Raw genomic sequence first — 22,268 nt, 5'->3', positions numbered from 1 at the left:
TCACGACCAGGTGTTTCGAACGGGGTGCCCGAGGGCGTCATGGAGGCGTACGAGCCGGTCCTCGGCCTCGCTGGAGGTCGACTGCGTCGTGTAGCGGCCGGCCCGCTCGTGGATCAGCGTGGCCAGGGTCTCCGCCTGCCGCTCCTGCGGGCTCGCGAACTTGCTCCGCCCCATGAGGTGCGCCAGGCGGTCGATGTCGAGGCCGAGCTCCGCGTCGATCGCCTCGGTCCTGCGGGCCACGCTCCTCATCCGGGCCGCCTCGGCGCGGATGATCGAGGCCACGGGAAGTTCGGGGCGGTCGAGACCGGAGACGGCCGTGTGCGTACGCGTCAGCAGGCGCTGGAAGTGCTCGGAGGCCCGGGCGATCTCCTGCTCCGAGGGCTGCTCCGGTATGTCGAGCTCGGGGGCGACGTGTCCGAGCAGCATGTGGGAGATCTCGTGGAGGACGATCTGCACCTTGAGGATCTCGGCGGCGACGGCGTCGTAGAAGACGAGGTCGGCGACTTCGAGACCGAGCCAGATCCCGCACGGCAGGGCCGGGTCGGGCGGACCGTCGAGGGGCAGCAGGATCAGGGGGCGGCCGCGCTGCTCGGCTATGCCCTCGCAGAAGGCCTCGAGGTCGAACGGCTGGGGGATGACGAGCCGGTCCGCGACGGCGGCGCACTCCGCGTCGGCGCGCTTCCACCACCGCATGGCCGCCCTCCCCGCCCGTCAGCTCTCCCCGGCGCGGAACCCAACCGCTCCATGCCGTTCGCCCATTTCGCACGCCTGATCGCCTCGAGGGTAACCGGAAGCATCACGGGCGGCCGAAAGAGGTACGTGGACAGTCCGAAACACCGTCGTCCACGCGGGTAGCGTGACCGGTTCCCCGCCCCTTCCCCGCCTCACGGCTCCGTACGACGGCGACGCCGGGGCTTCACATCCGGAAGCCCTTCGGCCTTGCGGAGCTGCTTGATCAGGCCGGTGACGGATCTCATGGAGCCGGCGGACAGTCCGCTGAGGCGGAAGGCCGCGGCTTTGACCTGCTCGTCCTCCAATACCTGGGCGAACTCGTCGGCGGCCGCCGCCTTGCCCATCTCCTCGCGGAGCCGCGCGATCCGATCCTCGATGCGCTGCTCGATCAATTCGGCGTTCTCGCCGTCGGCGAGGTACCCGACGGTGACCCCGAAGAAGTTGGCGATCGCGCGGATCGAGTCGATGCCGGGGTTCGGATTGTTGTTCATGCGGATGGTCTGGACCGTGCCGTGCGAGACGGAGGGGCCCGGCAGCTGCTTCGTGCCCTCGGCGATCTCCTGGTACGTGTACGGACCGCGACTCGCCGGGTGGATCGTCTCGATCAAGAAGCCGAGGCGGTCGCCCATGGTGTCTCGCCGGCGGCCGGTGGGGGTCTCCTCACCCATCACCGTCACTGCTCCTGTCTACTGCTGGATCTCGTAGTCGACTACTGAACCACCATCTGCATTATCTACCGGCCTAGACGGCTCTCATCACACAGTGCAACGAACTGCGTCTACCCGGCTAGCGGACATGAACGAAAGTGACCCACGCCACGTCACCGAACGGTCACCCCGCGGTCGCTTGACAGGGCACGTGTGGGACGGCGTATGTTCGTCCAGTCATCTAGCCCACTAGATGCGTCGGTGCGCAAGGTCCGGACGGCTCACGTCTAGCTTGCTGGCCGCCGAAGCCGCTGGGCGAGAAGGACAGGGGGACGGGGCGGCGATGCTGTGACAGCATCACGCCCCCGCGGTGGGGCCGTTGTTCGGGGGACAGGTTCTCCCGGGCAGCGGAACGCGCCCCCGCACCCGGGGCACGGTCGACCGGGAGCCGGGCGGCCTCGGCCGTGGGCTGGGGCACGGGGGTGCCCAGCCCACGGGACCGGGGCCCCGGCCGGACCCTTTCGGAGAACCCCTTCGGAGAACCCCTTCGGAGAACCCCGAGTGCTTTCGTGAACAGGCCGGGTGATTGTCCGTCAAGCCCCGTTGTCAGTGGCTCCCCATAGTGTGGACACATCACTCGGAGAGCCTCGGGGAAGGGGCAGAATCGTGTCCGCCAAAAAGATCCAGCACAAGGTCAACCACGTCGCGCTGGTAGTGGACTGCTCGGGTTCCATGCGTCAGCACCAGAGCCAACTCGTCCGTGTCGTGGACGAATTCGTGGCCGGTTTGAAGGCCGAGTCGGACAGCCTCGGACATGAGACCCGGATCAGCCTCTACTCCTTCGACCACAAAGTGGAGAACCTGGTCTGGGACATGGACGTGAAGCACCTGCCGTCCATGCGGGGTCTCTACAAGGTGAACAACGGCGCGACGGCCCTCATCGAAGCCTCTTTGAAGTCCCTGGACGACCTGGGCCACATCTGGGAGGAATACGGCGAGCACAGCTTCCTCCAGATCGTGGTGACGGACGGCGAGGAGAACGCCTCCGGCGGCGACAGGCGGCACGACGGCGACATGGCCATCCTCGGCCCGTGGCTCGACAAGATCGCGGCGAAGATGGGCGCGCTCCCGGGCCACTGGACGTCCGCGATCCTCGTGCCGAACTCCCTGGCGAAGCGCACCGCCCAGAACTACGGCTTCCCGGCCGGCAACATCGCCATCTGGGACGCGGATTCGCAGGAGGGCGTCGAGGAGGCGATCGGGACGGTGCGCGCCGCCGCCACGAGCTTCCTGCGCGGCCGCGAGCAGGGCGTGCGAGGCACGAAGAACCTGTTCGCCGTCGGCCAGGACCTGTCCGTCGACGACGTGCGGGCGAACCTCGAACCGGTCCCGGCCGACAAGTACCGCCTCCTGAAGGTCGACACGGAGACCGAGATCCGGTCCTTCGTCGATTCGCATCCGGGCGTCACGTACCAACGCGGATCGTGCTACTACCAGTTGGGTGCACGAGTGCAGGTCCAGCCCGACAAGGAGGTCATCGTGGTCGAGAAGGACACCGACCGCGCGTACACGGGCGACGCGGCACGCAATCTGCTGTTCGGCACGGGTGTCCAGGGGACCGTCTCGGTGAAGGCGGGGCGCAATCCCAAGCTGGAGGTGTACGTGCAGAGCCGTTCGGTGAACAGGAAGCTCAAGCCGAAGACGCGCCTGCTCATCATGCTCTGAAACTCTCATGGGGGACCTGGTGGTGGCGGCGCTTTCAGAGATCACAGCCCTGTTGGGCGAACCTCGGTTCAACTGGTCGGATCCGGCCCCGTGGATCGAACTGGAGCGGGAACTCGGCATCGAATTCCCCGCGGACTTCCGCGAGATCGTGGATGCTTACGGTTCGGTCGAGATCAGCGGGCAGCTGTATCTCACGCACCCGGCCGGCCATCTCCTGCACAATCTGGGGGAATGCGTCAGGGGAGATCTCGAACTCTGGCGCGAGGAGGACATGGCGGAATTCCTGCCGAGTCCGGTGAGTGCGAACCCCGGGGACCTGATACCGGTGGCATCCGCCACGACGGGGGAGGCCGTGTTCCTCCGCATCCCCGAAGGCCCCTCGTCGCCCTGGCGTGTTGTGGTCCAGGAGTTCGACAGTCCGGCCTGGACGCTCTACGGGATGACGTTCGGCGAGTGGTTCCTGGCCTACCTCAAGGGCGGGGACGTGACCTTGTGCGCCCGCAACTTCGCGCCTGACGGCCCGTTCTACGCATTCCTGCCGAGCCACTGATCGCACATCACCCGATCGACGACTCCGCGACTCCCTACACTTAGTCATGTGCCTGACAAGAGCGGCACTGCGCCACACCCCGAAGGGAGCGATCGGCACATGACCAGGCCTGAGAGCGCGGGATACGAGTACGACGTCGTCATCAGCGGAGCCAGCCTCGCCGGCAGCGCCGCCGCGATCCTGCTCGCGCGACGCGGTGTCCGCGTCGCGCTGCTGGAACGCCGCTCGGACCCCGAAGCGTACAAAGTGCTGTGCACCCACTCCCTCACGGCCAATGCCTACCCGGTACTGGACGAGCTCGGCCTCGTCCCCGCCATCGAGGAGGCGGGGGCCGTCCGCAACGAGGCCCGCTGGTACACCCGCTGGGGCTGGATCGAGCCGAGGGCCGCGCCGAAGGGCCCCGAGCTCCCGTACGCGTACAACATCCGGCGCAGCACCCTCGACCCGTTGATCAGGTCCCGCGCGGCGCAGACGCCCGGCGTCGATCTGCTCCTCGGCCACCAGGTGACCGGGCTGGTCCGGGAAGCCGGGCGAACCACGGGGGTGCGCGCGTCGACGCCGCAGGGCGAGCGGGAGATCCGGGCCCGCCTGGTGGTCGGCGCCGACGGCAAGGACTCGGCCGTGGCGAAGTTCGCCGGGGTGCCCGCCCGGCAGTACGAGAACGGGCGGTTCGGCTACCTCGCCCACTTCCGCAACCTCCCGCTGTCCGGCGGGATCGGCCAGGCCTGGTTCCTGGAGCCCGACATGGCGTACGCGTTCCCCAACGACGACGGGGTGACGGTCATGGCGGTGCTCCCGGGCAAGGACCGCCTGCCGGCCTTCCGGAACGACCTGGAGGGCAGCTTCCTCGCGTTCATCCGCGCGCTGCCCGAGGCGCCGCCCATCGACGCCGCCGAGCGCGTCACGAAGATCATCGGAACGATCGACTACCCACTGCACAGCCGCAAGCCGACCGCCCCCGGCATGGCCCTCATCGGCGACGCCGCCCTGACCAGCGACCCCCTGTGGGGAGTGGGATGCGGGTGGGCCCTGGAGTCCGCGCAATGGCTGTCCGAGGCGGTCGCCCGGGCCGCCACCGGCCGGGACGACCTCGACAGGTCCCTCGCGGCATACGAACGCAGACACCGCCGCCAACTCCAGGGCCACCAACACCTGGCCACCGACTTCGCCAAGGCCCGCCCGTTCAACCCCGTGGAGCGGCTGGTGTTCTCGGCGGCAGCCCGCGACGCATCGCTGGCACGCCACATGCACCTGTTCGCATCCCGCCTGATCGGCCCGCCCCGCTTCTTGAACCCCGCGGCCCTGGCCAAGGCCGCGGCCGTCAACATCAAACACCGCGCATCGGCGACACCACCCACACGGTGAACCCCCAGCGCACGGCTGGGGACCCGCGGGTGTCAGTGCTACGGGTCATACTCGTGCCGCGGTGCCGCCCGGGCGCCGCGGCACGAGGGGAGCGGCATGGCTGAGGTACTGGTTTTCCACCACGCTCACGGACTGACCGCCGGCGTCCGCGAGTTCGCCGAGCAGCTGCGACGGGCCGGACACACCGTCCATGCCCCGGACCTCTTCGAGGGACAGGTGTTCGACAGCCTCGAGGACGGCATCGCCTACGTCGAGAGGGTCGGGTTCGGCACGTTCATCGCGCGCGGAGCCGCCGTCGCCGAGGGGCTGCCTGCAGACCTCGTCTACCTCGGGTTCTCCCTTGGCGTCCTGCCGGCGCAGAAGCTGGCCCAGACCCGCCCGGGCGCGAAGGGCGCGTTGTTGCTCGAGGCGTGCGTCCCGGTCTCGGAGTTCGGCGGTGCCTGGCCCCAGGGCGTTCCGGTCCAGGTCCACGGCATGGACGCAGACCCGTTCTTCTCCGGTGAGGGCGATGTGGACGCGGCCCGCGCGCTCGTCGAGACGGCGGCGGACGCCGAGCTGTTCCTCTACCCCGGCGACAGGCACCTGTTCACCGACAGCAGCCTGCCGTCGCACGACGAGCACGCTGCAACGCAGGCCACCCACCGGGTGCTCGCCTTCCTCGACCGCATCAAGTAGCCACCCGCTGCGGGATCGACGAACCGAGCCCGTCCCCCTGCCCGCCGCTCGGGCCCGGCACGCCTGGTCGATCCCGGATTCGGCATACGCCCGTCAGTCGTCGCCGCTTCCCCGTGGCAGCCGGCCGACCGTGATCACCAGCCGGGTGCCGGTACCAGGGCGCCGTTCACGATCAGTCCCGGTGTCCTCCGGCGACAGAGCCCGGAGGGGCGGCCGGGTCGGGACGGGTCCCGTGCGATCCCGCCACGACGGCGGACCGTACGCACCGGCTTCCGGAACTGCCTGACGAGACAACCGCGTCCGAGGCTGCCCTTCGCCACGCTCCCACTGTCATGTCCTCGTCACACGAGATGCTCAATGACGGCTGTCCGCATGCGACTTGATCGCGCGACACTGGACTTCTTCGTCCTTAACTCCTCCGCCGCATCCCTCATCGGCTCACCGGGCCAGGGCAACTACGCCACGGCCAATGCCTATCTCGACGGTCTCGCCCACCACCGGCGGGCACTGGGGCTCCCCGCCCTCAGCGTGAACTGGGGACAGTGGGCGCAGACCGGTCAGGTGGCCAAGGCCGAGCACGACCTGCGGCTCGCCGACCGCGGATTCAAGGAGTTCGCCCCCTCCGACGGGCTCGCCGTCCTCGGCAGGCTCCTGCAGTCCCCGTCCGCCCAGGCGGCCGTGATGTCCTTCGACCCCGCCGTGTGGGCCCGGGACTTCCCCGCTCTGCGCACCGGCTCCCTCCTGCACGACTTCGACACGACCGCACCGGCCCCCGCCCGCGTCATCAGTCCCGAGGCCCTGATCGGGCAGGGCGACGAGAGCGCGCACTCCGACATCACCGCCTACCTGTGCGCACGCATCGCCACCATCGTCAAACTCCCGCCCCAGCGGGTCCAGGGCAACCAGCGCCTGAACCGCCTCGGCATCGACTCCCTGATGGCGGTCCAGCTGCGCAACCGGATCACCGAGGACCTGAGCGCCACCCTCCCCATCGCCGTGTTCATGCAGCAGCGGACCATCAGCCAGGTGGCCGAGCTCGCCCTGGCCACGCTGCGCGACCCCTCGGGAGGAACCGTCTGACCGGACCGCCCAACGGGCCGGGGGCGGTCGGCGCCGGGGTCCCACCACCGACGTGATGGAGGGCATAGACGGCCTCACGGCGACAGGTCACACTGCGTGAAGACCGGTACCGCCGCCGTCGGTGCGGCGGCCGGATATGTTGCCGGTCTGGTCTGCGGTCCGGGAGCGCCGATATGTAGCGTCGCTTTCGGTATGGGTGACCGGGACGTCCGGAATAGGACGGGCGATCCGGTCGAATGCAAGGAAAGTCATGGATGCTCTCATGCCGTACATCGCGGCAGTATTCTGCGTGATCATGGTCGCCGCGGCGCCGTTCGCCATTCGCAAGAACTGGAGCGGAACGGACGAGGAGCAGTTCGATTACATGACTTTGCTCGTACCGGCCACGGAAGGGGTGAAGCGTGGAGTGAACAGGTCCATGTCGGTGATCCTCGTGGCGGCGGCTGTCATGTGTGCGTGCGCGCTCGTTGCCCTCATCCCCGGAAAGCTCGGAGCGGAGATCCCCGATTCCGTCCTGAAGCCGGTGGTCTTCGGCTCCCTCGGCATCATGCTCCCGACGGCATTCGTGATCGTTCCGAGTATCGTCCTGTTCAACAGGCCGAAATTCCTGGTCCCGCCGGCCTACCGTAAGCAGCTCGGCCTGTGCCAGGTCTGGGTGCGGCGGATGTTCAGGTAGACGGTAAATGGCCGTCCGATTCGAGGTTTTGCTCGAGTCGGACGGCCTTTGCGCGTCCGGAGTGGGCTTCCCCGTGGCCGTGTCCACGGCAAGGGGCTGCCCCGTGCGGTGCCGCCCTGCGTCAGCTCTCTGCGGTGTCGTCGCCCGCCTGCCCGGCGCCCTTGGCTGCGGCTGCCTTCTCGCGCATCTTGCGCACCAGCTCCGCCTTCCGGTCGGCGGCACCCTGGCGGTCGAGGTTGCGGTGCGGACCGTTGTTCTGCCGCTCGGCGCGGGACAGCTTCTTGCGCTGGCCGCCGCCCTGGCCCACGGGGTTGTTGATGTTCTTGCTGTCGGTCACGGGTTCTCCCGGTGGTGATGTGGAGTGATCTACGGATTCATCGGTGGGGGACGGGCGCGGTGACGTCCAAGGACGTCAGCGGGGGCCCGTCACGCTCTCCCTCGTAAATCGGTGTCTGGAAGAACATGACAAGGACGTTACCCGGTCCCGGCGCCCCCGCACGCCAAGCCTCCCGCCCGCCCCGGCGCCGACCAGTCCCCAGGCGAGCGCCCGGGGCCGGCTCGCTACGACCAGGGGCTGCGCGGTGGATGAACGGGCTCGCCAGTTTCCGGAGGCGGTCGTAGCGACGGCGCAGGCGACGTCCTGGCCGATGCCGAGGAACCGCATTGCGTCCGCCGGCTGCCGCCAGGGGACCGACTCGATTGCCTGCCGGGTCCAGCGGCCGTACGCCACGAACCCCGACTGCTGGGTGTCCGGCATGCGCGTGATCACCGCGAGGTCGATCGCGGTGATCCCCGGCGCGACGGCGAAGCCCTCCCCGAGGGTGGCGACGACATTGGACCCCACGGCCGTGAGCCACCACAGGACCCGGTCCCGCTTGGTCAGCGTCTTCAGCGTGGGGCGCCCGCTGGAGGTGACCCCGGGAGTCTGGTCGGGCAGTGCGTCGATGTTCGCAACGAGGGCCTACCACCACTGCTGCGCCTCGGCGCTCAGCTCCCCGTGGACGCCGTACGACCGCGCCTGCTCGGCAGCCAGGTACCTCGGAGCGTCGTGCTCGGCGCGCAGCTTCGCCGCCGCGCGCTCGGTACGGGCGAACGCGCCGAGCCCCGCCAGGTGGAACGCTTTGTCCTCGGCCAGAGCCCAGTGCAGCCCGAGCTGCGGGGGCCCAGGTAACACCGGCGGGTGCACGGGGGAGAAGGACTGTAGGTGCACGCTGGTCATCTGCTGCCGCAGCTCCCGCAAGTGCGCGATGGCCGCATCCCGTTCCGCCTCCTGCTGGGCCCGCTCGGCCTGTCGGCGCACCCGTTCCAGCTGCGACCTGACCGAGGTGGGCGTAGAAGTCCCGCACGGAGTCCGCGAACTCGGTGAACTGGACGAACAGTGTGCTGACTCGTTCCAGTGCGTTCTGCGGCTCTACCCCTCCGGGCCTTTGGACCAGCTCGTTCAGCTCGCGCAGTCCGCGCTCGACCAGCGCCAGCATCTCGCTGCTCACTTCGCGGGCCGCGTCCGCCCCGGCCAGGACCTCGTCGGCGTCCCGCTGGATCCGCTCGCCAAGCTTCGACAACTGGTAGCGGGACCGGGAGCGCTGGTACTCGGTGATACTCGATGCCTTCACCGAGTGACTGCTCCGTAGCAAGGCGCCCCGGTGCACCAGCCGTTCCAGCCGGGTGGTGAGCGTCTCGGCGTCCAGCGTCGCGTATGCGTTCAGCCGCTGCCACGTATCGTCGAGGCCGGTCTCCGGGAGTGATTTCTGTGCAGGTGCCCCATGGCATCGAGGCTACGCAGTGATAACGGCCCCTTGCTGGGCGTTTGACGATGTTCTCGAGGGAGACACGCTGCACAGAAAGGGGGCTGTCGCTCCAGCACGCTGGTTGAGATCGGCGACTACCCGCGCACTGCGGGGTCCGGGCTGGGTCATCTGCTGCAGAGTTGCGCTTCAGGCATCCGAATCAGCAGTCTCTGGTACGAGCACGGTGACGATCTTGGCTGCGATCCATCTGCCTGAGGCGATCTGTTCCTCCCCGACGCTGACAGGGTGGAGCAGCATCTCCGTGGCCGCCAGTACGGACAGCACAGCGCTGCGGATGCCGACGGCCGGCGTCAGGCGCTGGTAGAGATCCAGGAGTTTGCCCGCCTCCCTGGCCAGAATTCTTCCGTCGAACCAGTCCTCGTCGCTGCGTGCCTGCTTGAGGTCGTCGAGGACGCCGAGGACATCCTCGGCGTTCCAGCTGTCAGCCGTCGACAGCCACACAAGCAGCTGCGCGAGCGGGTCATCGGCCGCCGCCTTCGAGGGCGGCGGGTTGATGCTCTGGGCATACACCTCACGACGTGGTTCCGGCAGGCTTTCTTCCAGCGCTACCAAGTCGGTCTCGACCGGATGCACGTTCAGGACGTTGTAGAACAGCGTTCGGGTCATCGCTGCGAGGCCGAGGCCGTGGATCTCGCGGAAGGGCTTGATCTCCCAGCCCGGCTCGTCCACCGCCCGCTGGACGTGCCCTTCGAACTGGTTGAGGGCGTGGGCGCTCAGGTTGGCCCGCGGTGCCTGCGGGTTCTTCTGCGCAGCTTCTGCCGCGGCTCGAGTCACCCGCCACACGAGGTTGTAGATCTCCCCCAGGGGACGGCACTCGGCTACCTTTCCCATCGCTGTCCTGAGCCGGGCCGCGTGATTGTCCGGTACTGCCGGCAGTCGTACTTCCTCAAGCCGGTGGTCGAAGTAGCGCAGCCCTTCGGCAACCAGCAGCTCGTGGGCAACCATCAGAAGCTCGCCCTGCTCGTCCGCCGTCATGTCCATGGGAGCCAGCGCAGCGGTGAGATGCCCGTCAAGCCCCTCCACGGCCTTGCCCATACTCGTTCCGATGGGCGCGAAGTAGTGAGCCAGTGTGGGATAGAACTGGTGCGTCAGCTTGGGCTGTGGGATTTCGCCGAGGTCACCCCCGGCTTCGCGCACAGCATCCTCGAAGGAAGCCGGCTCCCACACCACCGCACTCGCAGGGGTGGACGGATGGATGGCGATGAGGGATGCCCGCACCAACGACCCGAGCAGCTTGGAGATCTCTTCACTGTCCGGGTGTAGCGGTACTGGCCACGAGCCCACACTCCTGATCGGATCCGATGCAGGCGCGTATCGGAGGAGCGCGAGAGCCCCGACCATCTCCCGGATCCCGCCCACCGGCAGCTCCTGTGAAACGGAAGGGAACGCGACCGGATACTCGGCGACCATCTCGTCCAACTGCTGCTGATGCCACCGGGACCGAGCCTCAGCGATCACACGCTGCGCTGCCTCCGCCTCGCGCTGCTGCTCCCGCTTCTCCTTACGCGTCGGATTCAGCACCACCTGCACAGCTGCCAGCAAAGATGAATTGCAGTCGACACATACCTGTTCCTCGCCGTCGCACAACTGCTGGAAAGCAGTACGCGAAGTAAGGCTCAGCGGCCCTCCGCACTTCGCACAGGCCACTCCCTTCACCACGGCTCGCACACCCGCGGCGGCGACGGCATAGATCTGCCGGCCCCAACCGGACGTCTCGATCTGCGCCGTCTTCTCACACCACACCGCCGTCCCGAACTCAGCGTGGAACCCGGCCAAGGCCCAGTAGCGCTCTCCAATTGCGACGAGCTCGGCATCAGCACCCGCCACTGGCACCAAGGTGGGAATGAGGGCGGTACGCGCGTCGGTAGCCGCCCGCGTGTAGGGAGAATCAGTCACGACGCTCACTCTATGCAGCCGTGGGTCGGCTCGTCTCCGGATCAGCTGTCCGAGCCGGCCTGGTCACGGCGTGTACGGCCGATCCTCCCCAGCCGCTCCCCAACGGGCCTTCATTCCGGCCGGATTCCCCCCAGCAGAGGTTTCCCGACGCTCGTTCCGACGGGGCGTCACCTGGCGGAACGCGCAGGTCGTGCTGCGTGGGAGGCGCGCCTTGGCTTGGTCACTGGTCCCCGGGCGCCCGCATGCCCTTCGTGCGGGCGGTCTTCGACGCCGTGTCGGAACCGAGGAGGTCCAGCACTTCGAGGGCGCGGCGCGGCTGGGAGGAGACGGCCAGTACGCCTCCGCTGAATGCCGAGCTGATGGCGCTTCCGTCCGGCAGCGGGCCGACGATGACGACGCCCGGCAGGTCCATCAGCTCGCTGTGCTGTTGAAAGGCCAGGTCGGCCAGGCCGGATGACAGCAGGGTGCCGGCAGGCACGCCCGGTGATGCCTGGACGAGCCGGCCCTGAAGGGCGTCGGCGAGTTCCATCCGGGTGATCAGATCGATCAGGGCCGTACCGCTGGGGCCTGTCGAGTAGGCGATCCTCTTCGCCGACAACAGCGCGGATCGCAGGTCGGATTCCGAGCGCAGTGCCGGGACCGGTGTTCCCTCCGGCACGGCGGCGACGACCTGCGAGACCCACAGCGGGCGTACCGTGTCGCCCAGGACGTATCCCTCCTCGGCCAGCCCGGCCAGCGCCCCCTCGGCCAGCACCAGCACGTCGGACTCGGCGCCGTCGCGTACCCGCCGCGCGATCTCGACCCCGCCGGCGGAATCGAAACGCACGGGAAGCCCGTGGACGAGCCGGATGTGCTCGGTGAGCTCGGCGAGTACGGTCCGCGTCGCCATCGAGGACAGCCCGTTGATCTCTCGGTCCACGTCTCCTCCTTGGTGTCCGGCAGATGGTACGGCGGGCGGTCGGGTGGCTCAAGGCGGGTCTGCGAGACTGATCGCGTGAGCGCGACCCAGAGCACAGCGGCCGGAAAGGTCCTCCTGGTCCTGGCGGCCTTCGACCGCGAGCATCCGTCGCAGACCCTGTCGGAGATCGCCCAGCGGACGGGACTGGCCCTCAGTACCACGCACCGTGTGGTGGCGGAGCTCGCGGAGTGGGGGGCTCTGGAACGTGCTGAGGACGGTTCGTGGCACGTCGGGCTGAGGCTCTGGGAGATCGCCTCGGGCTGTCCCCGGACGCAGATCCTGCGCGATGTGGCGCTGCCGTTCATGCAGGACCTCTACGAGGTGACCCACGAGAACGTCCAGCTCGCGGTGCGGGAGGGCACCGAGCTCGTGTTCGTGGAGAGGATCGCGGGTCACCGGTCGGTGGAGCTGCTGACGATGGTCGGGACCCGTTTCCCCATCGGGTCCACGGGGATGGGCCGGGTGCTGCTGGCGCACGCGCCGCGGGAAATCCAGGAGGAGGTTCTCGAGTCGCCGCAGCGGGCGTGGACCCCGCACACCGTCACCGACCCGAAGACGCTGCGGACGCAGCTGGACCGCATCCGGCGCGAGCAGGTCTTCGTCAGTGACCGGCAGCTGTCGGAGAGCACGGTGGCGGTGGCCGCGCCGGTGCGGATCGGCCGGACGGGGCCGGTGAGCGCCGCGCTGGGGATCGTGCTCACGGCGCAGGGCGCGAGCCGGGCGCACGGGCTGCGCGAGCCGCTGCTGCGGGCGGCGTACGGGATCTCCGACGAGCTCGGCAGGCGTACCCGCACGTCGGGGTGAGATCCGAGCCGCTTCCGTCTGACGGAAACGTCGCTGACCGGCTGCCGGAGAGGCTGAGAGCGTTCGGGGTGTTCGAAACGTTCTCAGCTGCTTGGGAGATGCCATGGCCGACGCCCCCGTCGACTCCATCGCCTCGGTTCCGGTCGCGGTCGTCGGTGCCGGGCCGGCCGGACTGATGCTGGCGCATCTGCTCGGCCGCGCCGGAGTCGAGACGATCAACGTCGACACCCGTACCCGTCACGAGATCGAGATGACCCAGCGGGCCGGCATCCTGGAGGCCGACGCCGCCCGGGACCTGATCGAGACCGGGGTCTCGGACCGGATCCTGCGCGACGGGTACGAGCACGAGGGAGTCGAACTGCGGGCGGCCGGGCGGCCGTACCGCATCGACTTCAAGGAGCTCGTCGGCGCGTCGGTGTGGCTCTACCCGCAGACCGACGTCTTCATCGACCTCGCCGACGCCCGCGAACGCGACGGCGGCACCGTCCACTTCGGGATCCGCGACACCGAGGTACTCGACATCACGACCACCGCCCCCCGGATCCGCTACACCGCGCCCGACGGGTCCCGCCACGAGATCCGGGCACGGTACGTCGTCGGTGCCGACGGGTCCCGCAGCATGTGCCGCGACCTGGTGCCGGAGGACCGACGGGTGCGGTACGGCAAGGAGTACCCCTTCGCGTGGTTCGGCATCCTCGCCGAGGCGCCGATGAGTGCGCCCGAGCTGGTCTACGCCCACTCCGAGCACGGCTTCGCGCTGATCAGCCAGCGCACCGAGTCCGTGCAGCGCATGTACTTCCAGTGCTCCCCCGACGAGTCCGCCGACGCGTGGTCCGACGACCGCGTCTGGGAGACCCTTCAGGCGCGGGTGGCCGGTGTGGACGGCTTCCGGCTGAAGGAGGGGCCGATCACCGAGAAGACGGTGCTGCGGTTCCGCTCCTTCGTGCAGCAACCGATGCGCTGGGGGTCGCTGGTCCTTGCCGGGGACGCCGCGCACACGGTGCCGCCGACCGGTGCCCGCGGGCTCAACCTGGCGCTGCACGACGTGAAGGTCCTCGCCGACGTGCTGCCGCGGGCCCTCTCCGGCGAGGGCGAGGCCGTGCTGGACGAGTACCAGCCGCGGGCCCTCCAGCGGATCTGGCGGGCGCAGAACTTCTCGTACTGGATGACCCAGCTGCTCCACACCGTGCCCGGCGGCTCGGCGTACGACCTGCGGCGCCAGCTCGGCGAGCTCGACAACGTGGTGGGCACGCGCGCCGGACGCACCTACCTGGCCGAGCAGTACACCGGCTGGCCCACTCGCGGCCACGACCACTGAACCGGACGATTGCGACGATTGCGAGGCTTTCCCATGATCATCGATTGTCACGGTCACTTCACCACCGCCCCGCCGCAGCTGGCGCAGTGGCGCGACCGGCAGATCGCGGCCGCCGACGGCCGCGGCCCCGTCCCGGACCCCGACGAGCTGGTCATCGGCGACGACGACCTGCGCGCCGCGATCGAGGGCAACCAGCTGCGTCTGATGGACGAGCGCGGCAGCGATCTCACCATCTTCTCTCCGCGCGCCAGTTTCATGGCCCACCACATCGGCGACTTCGAGGTCTCCTCGGCGTGGGCGCGGATCTGCAACGACCTGGTCCACCGGGTCAGCACCCTCTATCCCGACCGGTTCGCGATGGGCGCGATGCTGCCGCAGTCCCCGGGCGTCGCCCCCGCGACCAGCGTGCCCGAGCTGCGCCGCGCGGTCGAGGAGCTGGGCGCGGTCACGGTCAACCTCAACCCCGACCCGTCGGGGGGCCGGTGGACCGCGCCGCCGCTGACCGACCGCAGCTGGTACCCGGTCTACGAGGCGATGGCCGAGTACGACATCCCCGCGATGATCCATGTCAGCACTTCGTGCAACCCGGCCTTCCACACCACCGGCGCGCACTACCTGAACGCCGACACCACAGCGTTCATGCAGCTCGTCCAGGGCGATCTGTTCGCCGACTTCCCGACGCTGCGGTTCGTCATCCCGCACGGCGGCGGGGCCGTGCCGTACCACTGGGGCCGGTTCCGCGGCCTGGCGATGGCACTGGGCAGGCCGGAGCCGGAGACGCTGCTCGACAACGTCTTCTTCGACACCTGCGTCTACCACCAGCCCGGCATCGACCTGCTGACCCGGGTGGTTCCCAGCCGTTCCGTCCTGTTCGCCAGCGAGATGATCGGCGCGGTCCGCGACATCGACCCGTACACCGGCCACCACTTCGACGACACGAAGCGGTACGTGGACGCCACCCCGCACCTGTCGGACGAGGAGCGCGCCGCCGTGTACAGCGGCAACGCCCTGCGCGTCTACCCCCGACTCGCCGCCCGCCTCGCCGCGGCCGGCCGCTGACCCCAGGAGGAGCACCATGGAACACACCGAGATCGGCGTCGTCCACACCAAGGTCGACCGGGCCGACCCGGAGGCCGTCGCCGCGCTGTCGGCGTTCGGCGTCGCGACGATCCACGAGGCCATGGGCCGGGTCGGGCTGATGCGCCCCTACCTGCGCCCGGTCTACCCGAAGGCCCGGATGTGCGGCACCGCCGTGACCGTGCTGCTCCAGCCCGGCGACAACTGGATGCTGCACGTCGCCGCCGAGCAGATCCAGGACGGGGACGTCGTCGTCGCGGCCTGCTCGACCGAGAGCGGGGACGGCTTCTTCGGCGAGCTGCTCGCCACCTCGTTCCGGGCCCGGGGCTGTCAGGGCCTGGTCATCGACGGCGGTGTCCGTGACGTCGCCGACCTGGAGGAGATGGACTTCCCCGTCTTCTCCCGCGCGGTCAACGCCAAGGGCACGGTCAAGGCCACCCTCGGCTCCGTCAACGTGCCCGTGGTCTGCGGCAACGCCCTGGTGCGGCCCGGTGACGTGGTCGTCGCGGACGCCGATGGTGTCGTCGTGGTGCCGCGCGAGCGGGCCGCCGAAGTGGCCGCGGCCTCGGTCGCGCGCGAGGCCGCGGAGGAGGGCAAGCGCGCGCGGTTCCGGGCGGGCGAGCTCGGCCTCGACATGTACGCCATGCGCGGCCCGCTGGCCGGGCTCGGGCTGCGGTACGAGGACTGACGATGACGAGCTTCGAGAAGTCGCCCGGCTGGCTGGACTGGTACGCCGGCCCGAGCCGGCCGCGGTACGGGCTGCCCGCCGGCGCCGTCGACGCACACTGCCACGTCTTCGGCCCGGGCGACGAGTTCCCGTACGCCCCCGAGCGCAAGTACACGCCGTGCGACGCGTCCAAGGACCAGCTGTTCGCGCTCCGCGACCACCTCGGCTTCGCCCGCAACGTCGTGGTGCAGGCGACCTGCCACGGCGCCGACAACTCCGCCATGGTCGACGCCCTGCGGGCCTCCGGCGGGCTGGCCCGGGGCGTGGCGACGCTGCGGCCCGACGTCACGGACGCGCAGGTACGGGAGCTGCACGAGGCGGGCGTCCGCGGGGTGCGGTTCAACTTCGTCAAGCGGCTCGTGGACACGGCGCCGCGGCAGGACCTGTGGGACGTCGCCCGGAGGATCGCGCCGTACGGGTGGCACGTCGTCGTCTACTTCGAGGCGGCGGACCTCCCCGACCTGCGGGACTTCCTCCTGACGATCCCGGTCCCGCTGGTCATCGACCACATGGGCCGGCCGGACACCGCGAAGGACCCGGAGGGGCCCGACTTCGAGGCGTTCCTGAGCTTCATGCGGGCACGGCCGGACATCTGGTGCAAGGTGACGTGCCCGGAGCGGCTTTCGGTGAGCGGCCCGCCGGCCCTCGACGGGGAGCGGGCGGCCTACCGCGACGTCGTCCCCTTCGCACGGCGCGTGGTCGAGGAGTTTCCCGACCGGGTGCTGTGGGGCACCGACTGGCCGCACCCCAATCTCACCGACCACATGCCCGACGACGGGCTGCTCGTCGACTTCGTCCCGCACATCGCGCCGACGCCGGAGCTCCGGCGCAAGCTGCTCGTCGACAACCCGATGCGCCTGTACTGGCCCGACGTCCTCTGAACCCGTTCTCGATCGGAGCCCCCACATGTCACTGGACAAGACCTACAAGCTGGTTCCCGGGACGACCATCTTCGACTCCGAGCAGTCGGCCAAGGGGTACCACCTCAACCAGTTCTGCATGTCGCTGATGACGGCGGAGAACCGCGAGCGCTACCTCGCGGACGAGCGCGCCTACCTGGACGCGTGGCCGCTGCGGGAGGAGCAGAAGCAGGCCCTGCTCGACCGCGACCTGAACGCGGCGATGCGCGAGGGCGGCAACATCTACTTCCTCGCCAAGTGGGGCGCTACGCTGGGGCTTTCGTTCCAGCAGATGGCGGGCTCGATGACCGGCATGACCGAGCAGGAGTACCGCGACATGATGGTCCGCGGCGGCCGCTCGGTCGAGGGGAACCGGATCGACCACGCCGTCCTCGAAGCGGCCCACGCGCCGCAGGCGGCGGCCGGGCACGCCGAGATCACCGGCGCCGTCTTCACCTCGCACGTGCCGGCGATCGGCGCGGCACTGGACCACGGCAAGAGCGACGAGCCTTACTGGCGGCCGGTCTTCGAGGGGTACGAGTACTCCAAGCGGTGGGAGGCGGAGAACGTCCCCGACGTGATCTTCCTCGTCTACAACGACCATGCCAGCGCCTTCGACCAGTCGATGATCCCGACCTTCGTCCTCGGCACCGGAGCCGCCTTCCCCACCGCCGACGAGGGGTACGGGCCCCGCCCCGTGCCCGGCATCGAGAGCGACCCCGACCTGGCCGCGCACATCGCGCACTCGCTGATCCGGGACGACTTCGACCTCACCCTCGTCAACGAGATGACCGTCGACCACGGGCTGACCGTCCCGCTGTCGCTGATGTTCGGCGACGTCGACAAGTGGCCGTGCAAGGTCATCCCGTTCCACGTCAACGTGGTGCAGTACCCCGTTCCCTCCGGTGCCCGGTGCTTCAAGCTCGGCCAGGCCCTGCGCAAGGCGATCGAGTCGTACGACCGGCCGCTGAAGGTACAGGTGTGGGGCACCGGCGGCATGAGCCACCAGCTCCAGGGCCCGCGGGCCGGCCTGATCAACCGGGAGTGGGACAACGCCTTCCTGGACCGGCTGGTCGAGGACCCGGCCGGCCTGGCCGGGGTGCCGCACCTGGAGTACGTCGAGGAGGCCGGCTCCGAGGGCATCGAACTGGTCATGTGGCTGATCGCCCGCGGCGCGATGAGCGACGTCGACGGCTCCGGCGAGGTCGAGGTCAAGCACCGCTTCTACCATGTGCCGGCGTCCAACACGGCCGTCGGACACCTGATCCTGGAAAACAACCCGTGGGTCGACGAGCCCGCCGTGAAGGAGTGACATGACTGACGACCGGACCGTACGGATCGCCCTGGTGGGCGGCGGTGCCTTCGGCGCCAAGCACGCGGCCGCGCTGAAGCGGATCGACGGAGTCGAGGTGACCGCCGTGGTGAGCAGCACCCTCGAACGTGCCGAGGAGTTCGCCGCGGAGCAGGGCGTGGGCCGCGCCGTCGCCTCCCTCGACGAGGTGCTGGCGATGGACGACGTCGACGCCGTCATCCTCGCCACCCCGACGCAGATGCACGCCTCGCAGACGCTGGCCTGCCTCGAAGCGGGCAAGCACGTCCAGGTCGAGATCCCGCTCGCCGACTCGCTGGGGGACGCCGAGGCGTGTCTGGCGGCGCAGCAGCGCACCGGGCTCGTCGCGATGGTGGGCCACACCCGCCGCTTCAACCCCAGCCACCAGTGGGTGCGGCAGCGGATCGAGGCCGGCCAGTTCCGCATCCAGCAGATGGACGTGCAGACGTACTTCTTCCGCCGGAAGAACCTCAACGCGCTCGGGCAGCCGCGCTCCTGGACCGACCACCTGCTGTGGCACCACGCCGCGCACACCGTCGACCTGTTCGCGTACCAGACCGGTTCACCGATCGTGCAGGCCCATGCCGTGCAGGGCCCGATCCACCCTGAGCTGGGCATCGCGATGGACATGTCCATCCAGTTGCGGGCGGAGAACGGCGCCATCTGCACCCTGTCGCTCTCGTTCAACAACGAGGGGCCGCTGGGCACGTTCTTCCGCTACATCGGCGACACCGGCACCTACCTCGCCCGGTACGACGACCTGTTCACCGGAAAGGACGAGCCGATCGACGTGAGCGGGGTCGACGTCTCGATGGACGGCATCGAGCTCCAGGACCGCGAGTTCGTCGCCGCGATCCGCGAGGGCCGCGAGCCGAACTCCTCCATCGCCCAGGTGCTGGCCTGCTACCGGACGCTGGCGGCCCTGGAGGAGCAGCTGAACGCCGTCGCGGGCTCCTGACCGAGCGGGGTGAAACAGTGCCGGGGGCGGTACCGACCTTGTGGTCGGTACCGCCCCCGGCGCGTGGCTGGTCAGGCGTAGTGGCGGTAGACGGCCTGGGCGACGCAGGCCGGCTTGTCGCTGCCGTCGACCTCGATGGTGAACGTCAGCGGCATCTGTACACCGTTGCCCTTGACCTCCTCCACGGTGCCGACGGCGCCGTGGAGGCGAATCTTCGATCCGACCGGTACGGGTGCGGGGAAACGGACCTTCTCCAGGCCGTAGTTGACGCTCATCCTGGTGCCGGTGATCTCCAGCAGCTCGCCGAAGAGCGGAATGATGAGGGAGAGGGTCAGGTAGCCGTGGGCGATCGGGCCGCCGAAGGGCCCGTCCTTGGCCTTCTCCGGGTCCGTGTGGATCCATTGGTGGTCGTCGGTGGCGTCGGCGAAGGTGTTCACCCGCTTCTGGGTGATGTCGAGCCAGTCTGTGCGGCCGAGGTCGGCTCCGGTGAGGGCCATGAGCTGGTCGAGGCCGTGGGCGGTGGTGGGCATGACGGATCCTTCCGATGGTGCGGGCGGCGGGGGACGCCGCCCGCGGAGGGTGTGTCGTATGTCTGTCAGGCGCGCGGACGGCCGCTGGGGCCGTTCGCGTACGCGTCGCGCACGGCGGGCTTGACGATCTTCCCGGAGGCCGTGCGGGGCAGGTCCTCGGTCAGGACGACGGACTTGGGGATCTTGTACTTGGCGAGTCGGCCCCGCAGGTGGCCGAGGATGTCGTCCTCACCGGCGTGAGCGCCGGGTCCGAGGACGACGACGGCCCGGCCGACCTCGCCCCAGACCGGGTCGGGCACGCCGATGACCGCGCATTCGGCGACGGCGGGGTGGGTGAGGAGCACGTCCTCCACCTCGGCCGGGTAGACGTTCTCCCCGCCCGAGACGAACATGTCCTTGACCCGGTCGACGATGTAGGCGTACCCGTCGCCGTCCGTCCGGGCGATGTCACCGGTGCGCAGCCAGCGGTCGTCGGCGAAGGCGGCCGCGGTGTCCTCGGGCCGGCCCCAGTAGCCGGTCATGACGTGGGGGCCCTGGACCAGGATCTCCCCGCGCTGTCCGGGCTCGGCCTCGCTGCCGTCCGGCAGCACCACACGGGTGTCGGTGAAGAAGTGCGGCACCCCGGCGGAGCCGGCTTTGACCGAGGTGTGCTCCCGGTCCAGGAAGAGGACCCCGGGGGATGCCTCGGTCATGCCGTAGCCCTGGCTGAAGGCCAGGCCGCGGTCGAGGTACGCGGTGATGGTGCGGGTGGGCACGGGCGCGCCGCCGCAGTTGAGGGTGCGCAGGCTGGACAGGTCCGTGGTCTCCCAGCGGGGCCGGGCGGCCATGGCGTCGTACATGGTGGGGACGCCGAACATGTACGTCACGCGCAGGTCCTCGATCAGCTCCAGGACGCGCTCGGCGTCGAAGGCTCCGAGGAGGACCACCCGGCCGCCCTTGAGCAGGGTGGGCAGGCACGTCATGTTGAGTCCGGCGGTGTGGAACAGCGGGGCCACGACGAGGGTCACCTCGTCGCCGCCCAGGTCGGTGTCGACGAGGACGTTGACGCTGTTCCAGGTGATGTTGGCGTGGGAGAGGACGGCGCCCTTGGGGCGGCCCGTGGTCCCTGAGGTGTACATGATCATGCACGGGTCCTCGGGCGCCACGGCCACGTCCAGGGGGCCGGTCCCGGCGCCCGCGAGCAGCTCCTCGTAGCCGGGGGCACTGTCCTCGTCGGCTCCTGCGACCGCGATCCGGTGGCGTACGCCCGCATCGGCCGCCGCGGCACGGGCCGCCTCGCCCTGCTCGGGAGCGTGGACGAGGACGGTGCTGCCCGAGTCGGCCAGGTTGTACGCCAACTCCGGAGCTGCCAGACGGGTGTTGAGCGGGACGAAGACCGCACCCAGTGTCCCGGCGGCGAAGAGGGTCTCCAGGAACGCCGGGTGATTGGGGCCGAGGTAGGCGATCCGGTCTCCCGGCGCCACGCCCGACGCCCGCAGGGCGTGGGCGAGGCGCAGGACCCGCTCGTGCAGCTCGCGGTACGTCCACGCGCGGCCTTCGTGGACGACGGCGATCCGGTCGGGTGTCTTGCGGGCCCGGCGTGCCGGCCAGGATCCGATGCCTTGGTTCAACACGAGCGGTTCCTTCAGTCGTTGAGGAGGCCGAGCAGACGGGCGGCGTTCTCCTTGAGGATCTTCGGCCGGACCTCGGGCCTGATGTCGAGCTTCTCGAAGTCCGCGAGCCATCGGTCGGGAGTGATGACGGGGTAGTCGGAGCCGAAGAGGACCTTGTCCTTGAGCAGGGTGTTGGCGTAGCGGACGAGCTGCGGCGGGAAGTACTTCGGCGACCAGCCGGACAGGTCGATGTACACGTGCGGCTTGTGGGTGGCCACCGCCAGGGCCTCGTCCTGCCAGGGGAAGGACGGATGGGCCAGGATGATCCGCAGCTCGGGGAAGTCGACGGCCACGTCGTCGAGCAGCATCGGGTTCGAGTACTTCAGCCGGATGCCTCCGCCGCCCGGCACGCCCGCGCCGATGCCGGTCTGGCCGGTGTGGAACAGCGCGGGCACGCCGAGTTCCTCGATGGCCTCGTACAGCGGGTAGGCGAGCGGGTCGTTCGGCGAGAACGCCTGGATGCTGGGGTGGAACTTGAAGCCGCGGACGCCGTGCTCCTCCACGAGCCGCCGTGCCTCGCGCGCACCCGCGCGGCCCTTGTGCGGGTCGATGCTCGCGAAGGGGATCAGCACGTCGGCGTGTGCGGCGCAGCTCTCGGCGATCTCCTCGTTGGAGATCCGCGGGTGGCCGGTGGCGTGTTCGGCGTCGACGGTGAACACCACGGCCGCCATGCGGCGCTCGCGGTAGTGGCCGGCCATCTCCTCGATGGTCGGCTGCCGGTGGCCGTGGGCCTTGAAGTACTTCTCGGAGGCTCCGAACAGCTCCGGGCTCAGGGACCCGTGGCCGTCCTTGGAGACCTCCGCGTGGGTGTGCATGTCGATGGCTGTGAGCCGGTCGAGGTCGAGCGCGAGGTCGGCCATG

General features: G+C 69.5%; 22 protein-coding genes and 1 pseudogene. 13 read left to right on the top strand and 10 right to left on the bottom strand.

What is annotated here, in order from left to right; all coding sequences use genetic code 11:
- Positions 1-693 (bottom strand): hypothetical protein, encoded by a 693-nt coding sequence (locus AB0O21_RS26905; RefSeq protein WP_365174995.1) that lies wholly within the window; start codon positions 691-693, stop codon positions 1-3.
- A 191-nt stretch (positions 694-884) separates the two neighbouring features.
- On the bottom strand, positions 885-1,400 hold the full coding sequence (locus AB0O21_RS26900; RefSeq protein WP_365174993.1) for an XRE family transcriptional regulator: 516 nt from the start codon (positions 1,398-1,400) through the stop codon (positions 885-887).
- 645 nt (positions 1,401-2,045) lie between these two features.
- Between AB0O21_RS26900 and AB0O21_RS26895 the strand changes: the two genes are divergently transcribed.
- The 6 genes from AB0O21_RS26895 (at position 2,046) to AB0O21_RS26870 (ending at position 7,450) form a co-directional block, all read left to right on the top strand.
- Positions 2,046-3,104, top strand: a complete 1,059-nt coding sequence (locus tag AB0O21_RS26895; protein WP_365174990.1) for a vWA domain-containing protein — start codon at positions 2,046-2,048, stop codon at positions 3,102-3,104.
- Positions 3,105-3,111: 7 nt separating this feature from the next.
- Positions 3,112-3,654, top strand: coding sequence for an SMI1/KNR4 family protein (locus tag AB0O21_RS26890; RefSeq protein WP_365174987.1), 543 nt, complete (start codon positions 3,112-3,114; stop codon positions 3,652-3,654).
- A gap of 99 nt (positions 3,655-3,753) precedes the next feature.
- Positions 3,754-5,019, top strand: a complete 1,266-nt coding sequence (locus AB0O21_RS26885) for an NAD(P)/FAD-dependent oxidoreductase (protein ID WP_365174984.1) — start codon at positions 3,754-3,756, stop codon at positions 5,017-5,019.
- 96 nt (positions 5,020-5,115) lie between these two features.
- Positions 5,116-5,694: a dienelactone hydrolase family protein gene (locus AB0O21_RS26880; RefSeq protein ID WP_365174981.1), complete on the top strand. Its 579-nt coding sequence runs from the start codon at positions 5,116-5,118 to the stop codon at positions 5,692-5,694.
- A 372-nt stretch (positions 5,695-6,066) separates the two neighbouring features.
- Positions 6,067-6,774: a beta-ketoacyl reductase gene (locus tag AB0O21_RS26875; RefSeq protein WP_365174979.1), complete on the top strand. Its 708-nt coding sequence runs from the start codon at positions 6,067-6,069 to the stop codon at positions 6,772-6,774.
- Between the two features lie 262 nt (positions 6,775-7,036).
- Positions 7,037-7,450 carry a hypothetical protein gene (locus AB0O21_RS26870; RefSeq protein WP_365174976.1) on the top strand — a complete coding sequence of 138 codons (414 nt, stop codon included), beginning with the start codon at positions 7,037-7,039 and terminating at the stop codon, positions 7,448-7,450.
- A 121-nt stretch (positions 7,451-7,571) separates the two neighbouring features.
- On the opposite strand, the gene AB0O21_RS26865 is transcribed toward AB0O21_RS26870, so the two are convergent.
- From AB0O21_RS26865 to AB0O21_RS26845, 5 genes and pseudogenes are all read right to left on the bottom strand, one after another.
- Entirely contained in the window at positions 7,572-7,787 is a 216-nt protein-coding gene (locus AB0O21_RS26865; RefSeq protein ID WP_365174973.1) for a DUF6243 family protein, read from the bottom strand.
- 624 nt (positions 7,788-8,411) lie between these two features.
- Positions 8,412-8,750, bottom strand: a complete 339-nt coding sequence (locus AB0O21_RS26860; protein WP_365174970.1) for a hypothetical protein — start codon at positions 8,748-8,750, stop codon at positions 8,412-8,414.
- A 55-nt stretch (positions 8,751-8,805) separates the two neighbouring features.
- A pseudogene (locus tag AB0O21_RS26855) lies at positions 8,806-9,111 on the bottom strand (DUF2397 family protein); the annotation flags it as partial.
- 273 nt (positions 9,112-9,384) lie between these two features.
- A complete protein-coding gene (locus AB0O21_RS26850; protein WP_365174967.1) occupies positions 9,385-11,154 on the bottom strand; it encodes a hypothetical protein in 1,770 nt (589 codons plus the stop codon).
- A gap of 220 nt (positions 11,155-11,374) precedes the next feature.
- Positions 11,375-12,073 (bottom strand): substrate-binding domain-containing protein, encoded by a 699-nt coding sequence (locus AB0O21_RS26845; RefSeq protein ID WP_365174965.1) that lies wholly within the window; start codon positions 12,071-12,073, stop codon positions 11,375-11,377.
- Positions 12,074-12,148: 75 nt separating this feature from the next.
- Here AB0O21_RS26845 and AB0O21_RS26840 point away from each other — a divergent pair, with 75 nt between their 5' ends.
- The 7 genes from AB0O21_RS26840 to AB0O21_RS26810 all read left to right on the top strand — a co-directional run bounded on the left by AB0O21_RS26840 (position 12,149) and on the right by AB0O21_RS26810 (position 19,225).
- Entirely contained in the window at positions 12,149-12,916 is a 768-nt protein-coding gene (locus AB0O21_RS26840; protein ID WP_365174962.1) for an IclR family transcriptional regulator, read from the top strand.
- A gap of 103 nt (positions 12,917-13,019) precedes the next feature.
- On the top strand, positions 13,020-14,234 hold the full coding sequence (locus AB0O21_RS26835) for a 4-hydroxybenzoate 3-monooxygenase (protein ID WP_365174960.1): 1,215 nt from the start codon (positions 13,020-13,022) through the stop codon (positions 14,232-14,234).
- Between the two features lie 33 nt (positions 14,235-14,267).
- On the top strand, positions 14,268-15,293 hold the full coding sequence (locus tag AB0O21_RS26830) for an amidohydrolase family protein (RefSeq protein WP_365174958.1): 1,026 nt from the start codon (positions 14,268-14,270) through the stop codon (positions 15,291-15,293).
- Between the two features lie 16 nt (positions 15,294-15,309).
- The gene (ligK, locus tag AB0O21_RS26825) at positions 15,310-15,999 is read left to right on the top strand and encodes a 4-carboxy-4-hydroxy-2-oxoadipate aldolase/oxaloacetate decarboxylase (RefSeq protein WP_365174955.1); all 690 of its coding nucleotides are present in this window, start codon (positions 15,310-15,312) and stop codon (positions 15,997-15,999) included.
- 2 nt (positions 16,000-16,001) lie between these two features.
- Positions 16,002-16,919 (top strand): amidohydrolase family protein, encoded by a 918-nt coding sequence (locus tag AB0O21_RS26820; RefSeq protein WP_365174953.1) that lies wholly within the window; start codon positions 16,002-16,004, stop codon positions 16,917-16,919.
- A gap of 25 nt (positions 16,920-16,944) precedes the next feature.
- Positions 16,945-18,249 (top strand): protocatechuate 4,5-dioxygenase subunit alpha, encoded by a 1,305-nt coding sequence (gene ligA / locus AB0O21_RS26815; protein WP_365174950.1) that lies wholly within the window; start codon positions 16,945-16,947, stop codon positions 18,247-18,249.
- A gap of 1 nt (position 18,250) precedes the next feature.
- Entirely contained in the window at positions 18,251-19,225 is a 975-nt protein-coding gene (locus AB0O21_RS26810; protein ID WP_365174948.1) for a Gfo/Idh/MocA family oxidoreductase, read from the top strand.
- 71 nt (positions 19,226-19,296) lie between these two features.
- Here AB0O21_RS26810 and AB0O21_RS26805 read toward each other — a convergent pair whose 3' ends face one another.
- From AB0O21_RS26805 to AB0O21_RS26795, 3 genes are all read right to left on the bottom strand, one after another.
- A complete protein-coding gene (locus tag AB0O21_RS26805; RefSeq protein ID WP_365174945.1) occupies positions 19,297-19,755 on the bottom strand; it encodes a MaoC family dehydratase in 459 nt (152 codons plus the stop codon).
- Between the two features lie 65 nt (positions 19,756-19,820).
- Entirely contained in the window at positions 19,821-21,368 is a 1,548-nt protein-coding gene (locus AB0O21_RS26800; RefSeq protein ID WP_365174942.1) for a long-chain fatty acid--CoA ligase, read from the bottom strand.
- Between the two features lie 11 nt (positions 21,369-21,379).
- Positions 21,380-22,267, bottom strand: coding sequence for an amidohydrolase family protein (locus tag AB0O21_RS26795; RefSeq protein ID WP_365174940.1), 888 nt, complete (start codon positions 22,265-22,267; stop codon positions 21,380-21,382).
- Between the last annotated feature and the right edge of the window lies 1 nt (position 22,268).

It is taken from the genome of Streptomyces sp. NPDC091371, from assembly GCF_040684275.1.
GTDB lineage: Bacteria > Actinomycetota > Actinomycetes > Streptomycetales > Streptomycetaceae > Streptomyces.
Note: the sequence above shows the minus strand (reverse complement) of the source record. Positions and strands in the feature narration are given on the sequence as shown.

Bases quoted from the DNA above. Each gene is read 5' to 3' on its own strand.
- AB0O21_RS26905 (WP_365174995.1), bottom strand. From the start codon at position 693: ATGCGGTGGTGGAAGCGCGCCGACGCGGAGTGCGCCGCCGTCGCGGAC.
- AB0O21_RS26900 (WP_365174993.1), bottom strand. From the start codon at position 1,400: ATGGGTGAGGAGACCCCCACCGGCCGCCGGCGAGACACCATGGGCGAC.
- AB0O21_RS26890 (WP_365174987.1), top strand. From the start codon at position 3,112: ATGGGGGACCTGGTGGTGGCGGCGCTTTCAGAGATCACAGCCCTGTTG.
- AB0O21_RS26885 (WP_365174984.1), top strand. From the start codon at position 3,754: ATGACCAGGCCTGAGAGCGCGGGATACGAGTACGACGTCGTCATCAGC.
- AB0O21_RS26880 (WP_365174981.1), top strand. From the start codon at position 5,116: ATGGCTGAGGTACTGGTTTTCCACCACGCTCACGGACTGACCGCCGGC.
- AB0O21_RS26875 (WP_365174979.1), top strand. From the start codon at position 6,067: ATGCGACTTGATCGCGCGACACTGGACTTCTTCGTCCTTAACTCCTCC.
- AB0O21_RS26870 (WP_365174976.1), top strand. From the start codon at position 7,037: ATGCCGTACATCGCGGCAGTATTCTGCGTGATCATGGTCGCCGCGGCG.
- AB0O21_RS26835 (WP_365174960.1), top strand. From the start codon at position 13,020: ATGGCCGACGCCCCCGTCGACTCCATCGCCTCGGTTCCGGTCGCGGTC.
- AB0O21_RS26830 (WP_365174958.1), top strand. From the start codon at position 14,268: ATGATCATCGATTGTCACGGTCACTTCACCACCGCCCCGCCGCAGCTG.
- ligK (WP_365174955.1), top strand. From the start codon at position 15,310: ATGGAACACACCGAGATCGGCGTCGTCCACACCAAGGTCGACCGGGCC.
- AB0O21_RS26820 (WP_365174953.1), top strand. From the start codon at position 16,002: ATGACGAGCTTCGAGAAGTCGCCCGGCTGGCTGGACTGGTACGCCGGC.
- ligA (WP_365174950.1), top strand. From the start codon at position 16,945: ATGTCACTGGACAAGACCTACAAGCTGGTTCCCGGGACGACCATCTTC.
- AB0O21_RS26810 (WP_365174948.1), top strand. From the start codon at position 18,251: ATGACTGACGACCGGACCGTACGGATCGCCCTGGTGGGCGGCGGTGCC.
- AB0O21_RS26805 (WP_365174945.1), bottom strand. From the start codon at position 19,755: ATGCCCACCACCGCCCACGGCCTCGACCAGCTCATGGCCCTCACCGGA.
- AB0O21_RS26795 (WP_365174940.1), bottom strand. From the start codon at position 22,267: ATGGCCGACCTCGCGCTCGACCTCGACCGGCTCACAGCCATCGACATG.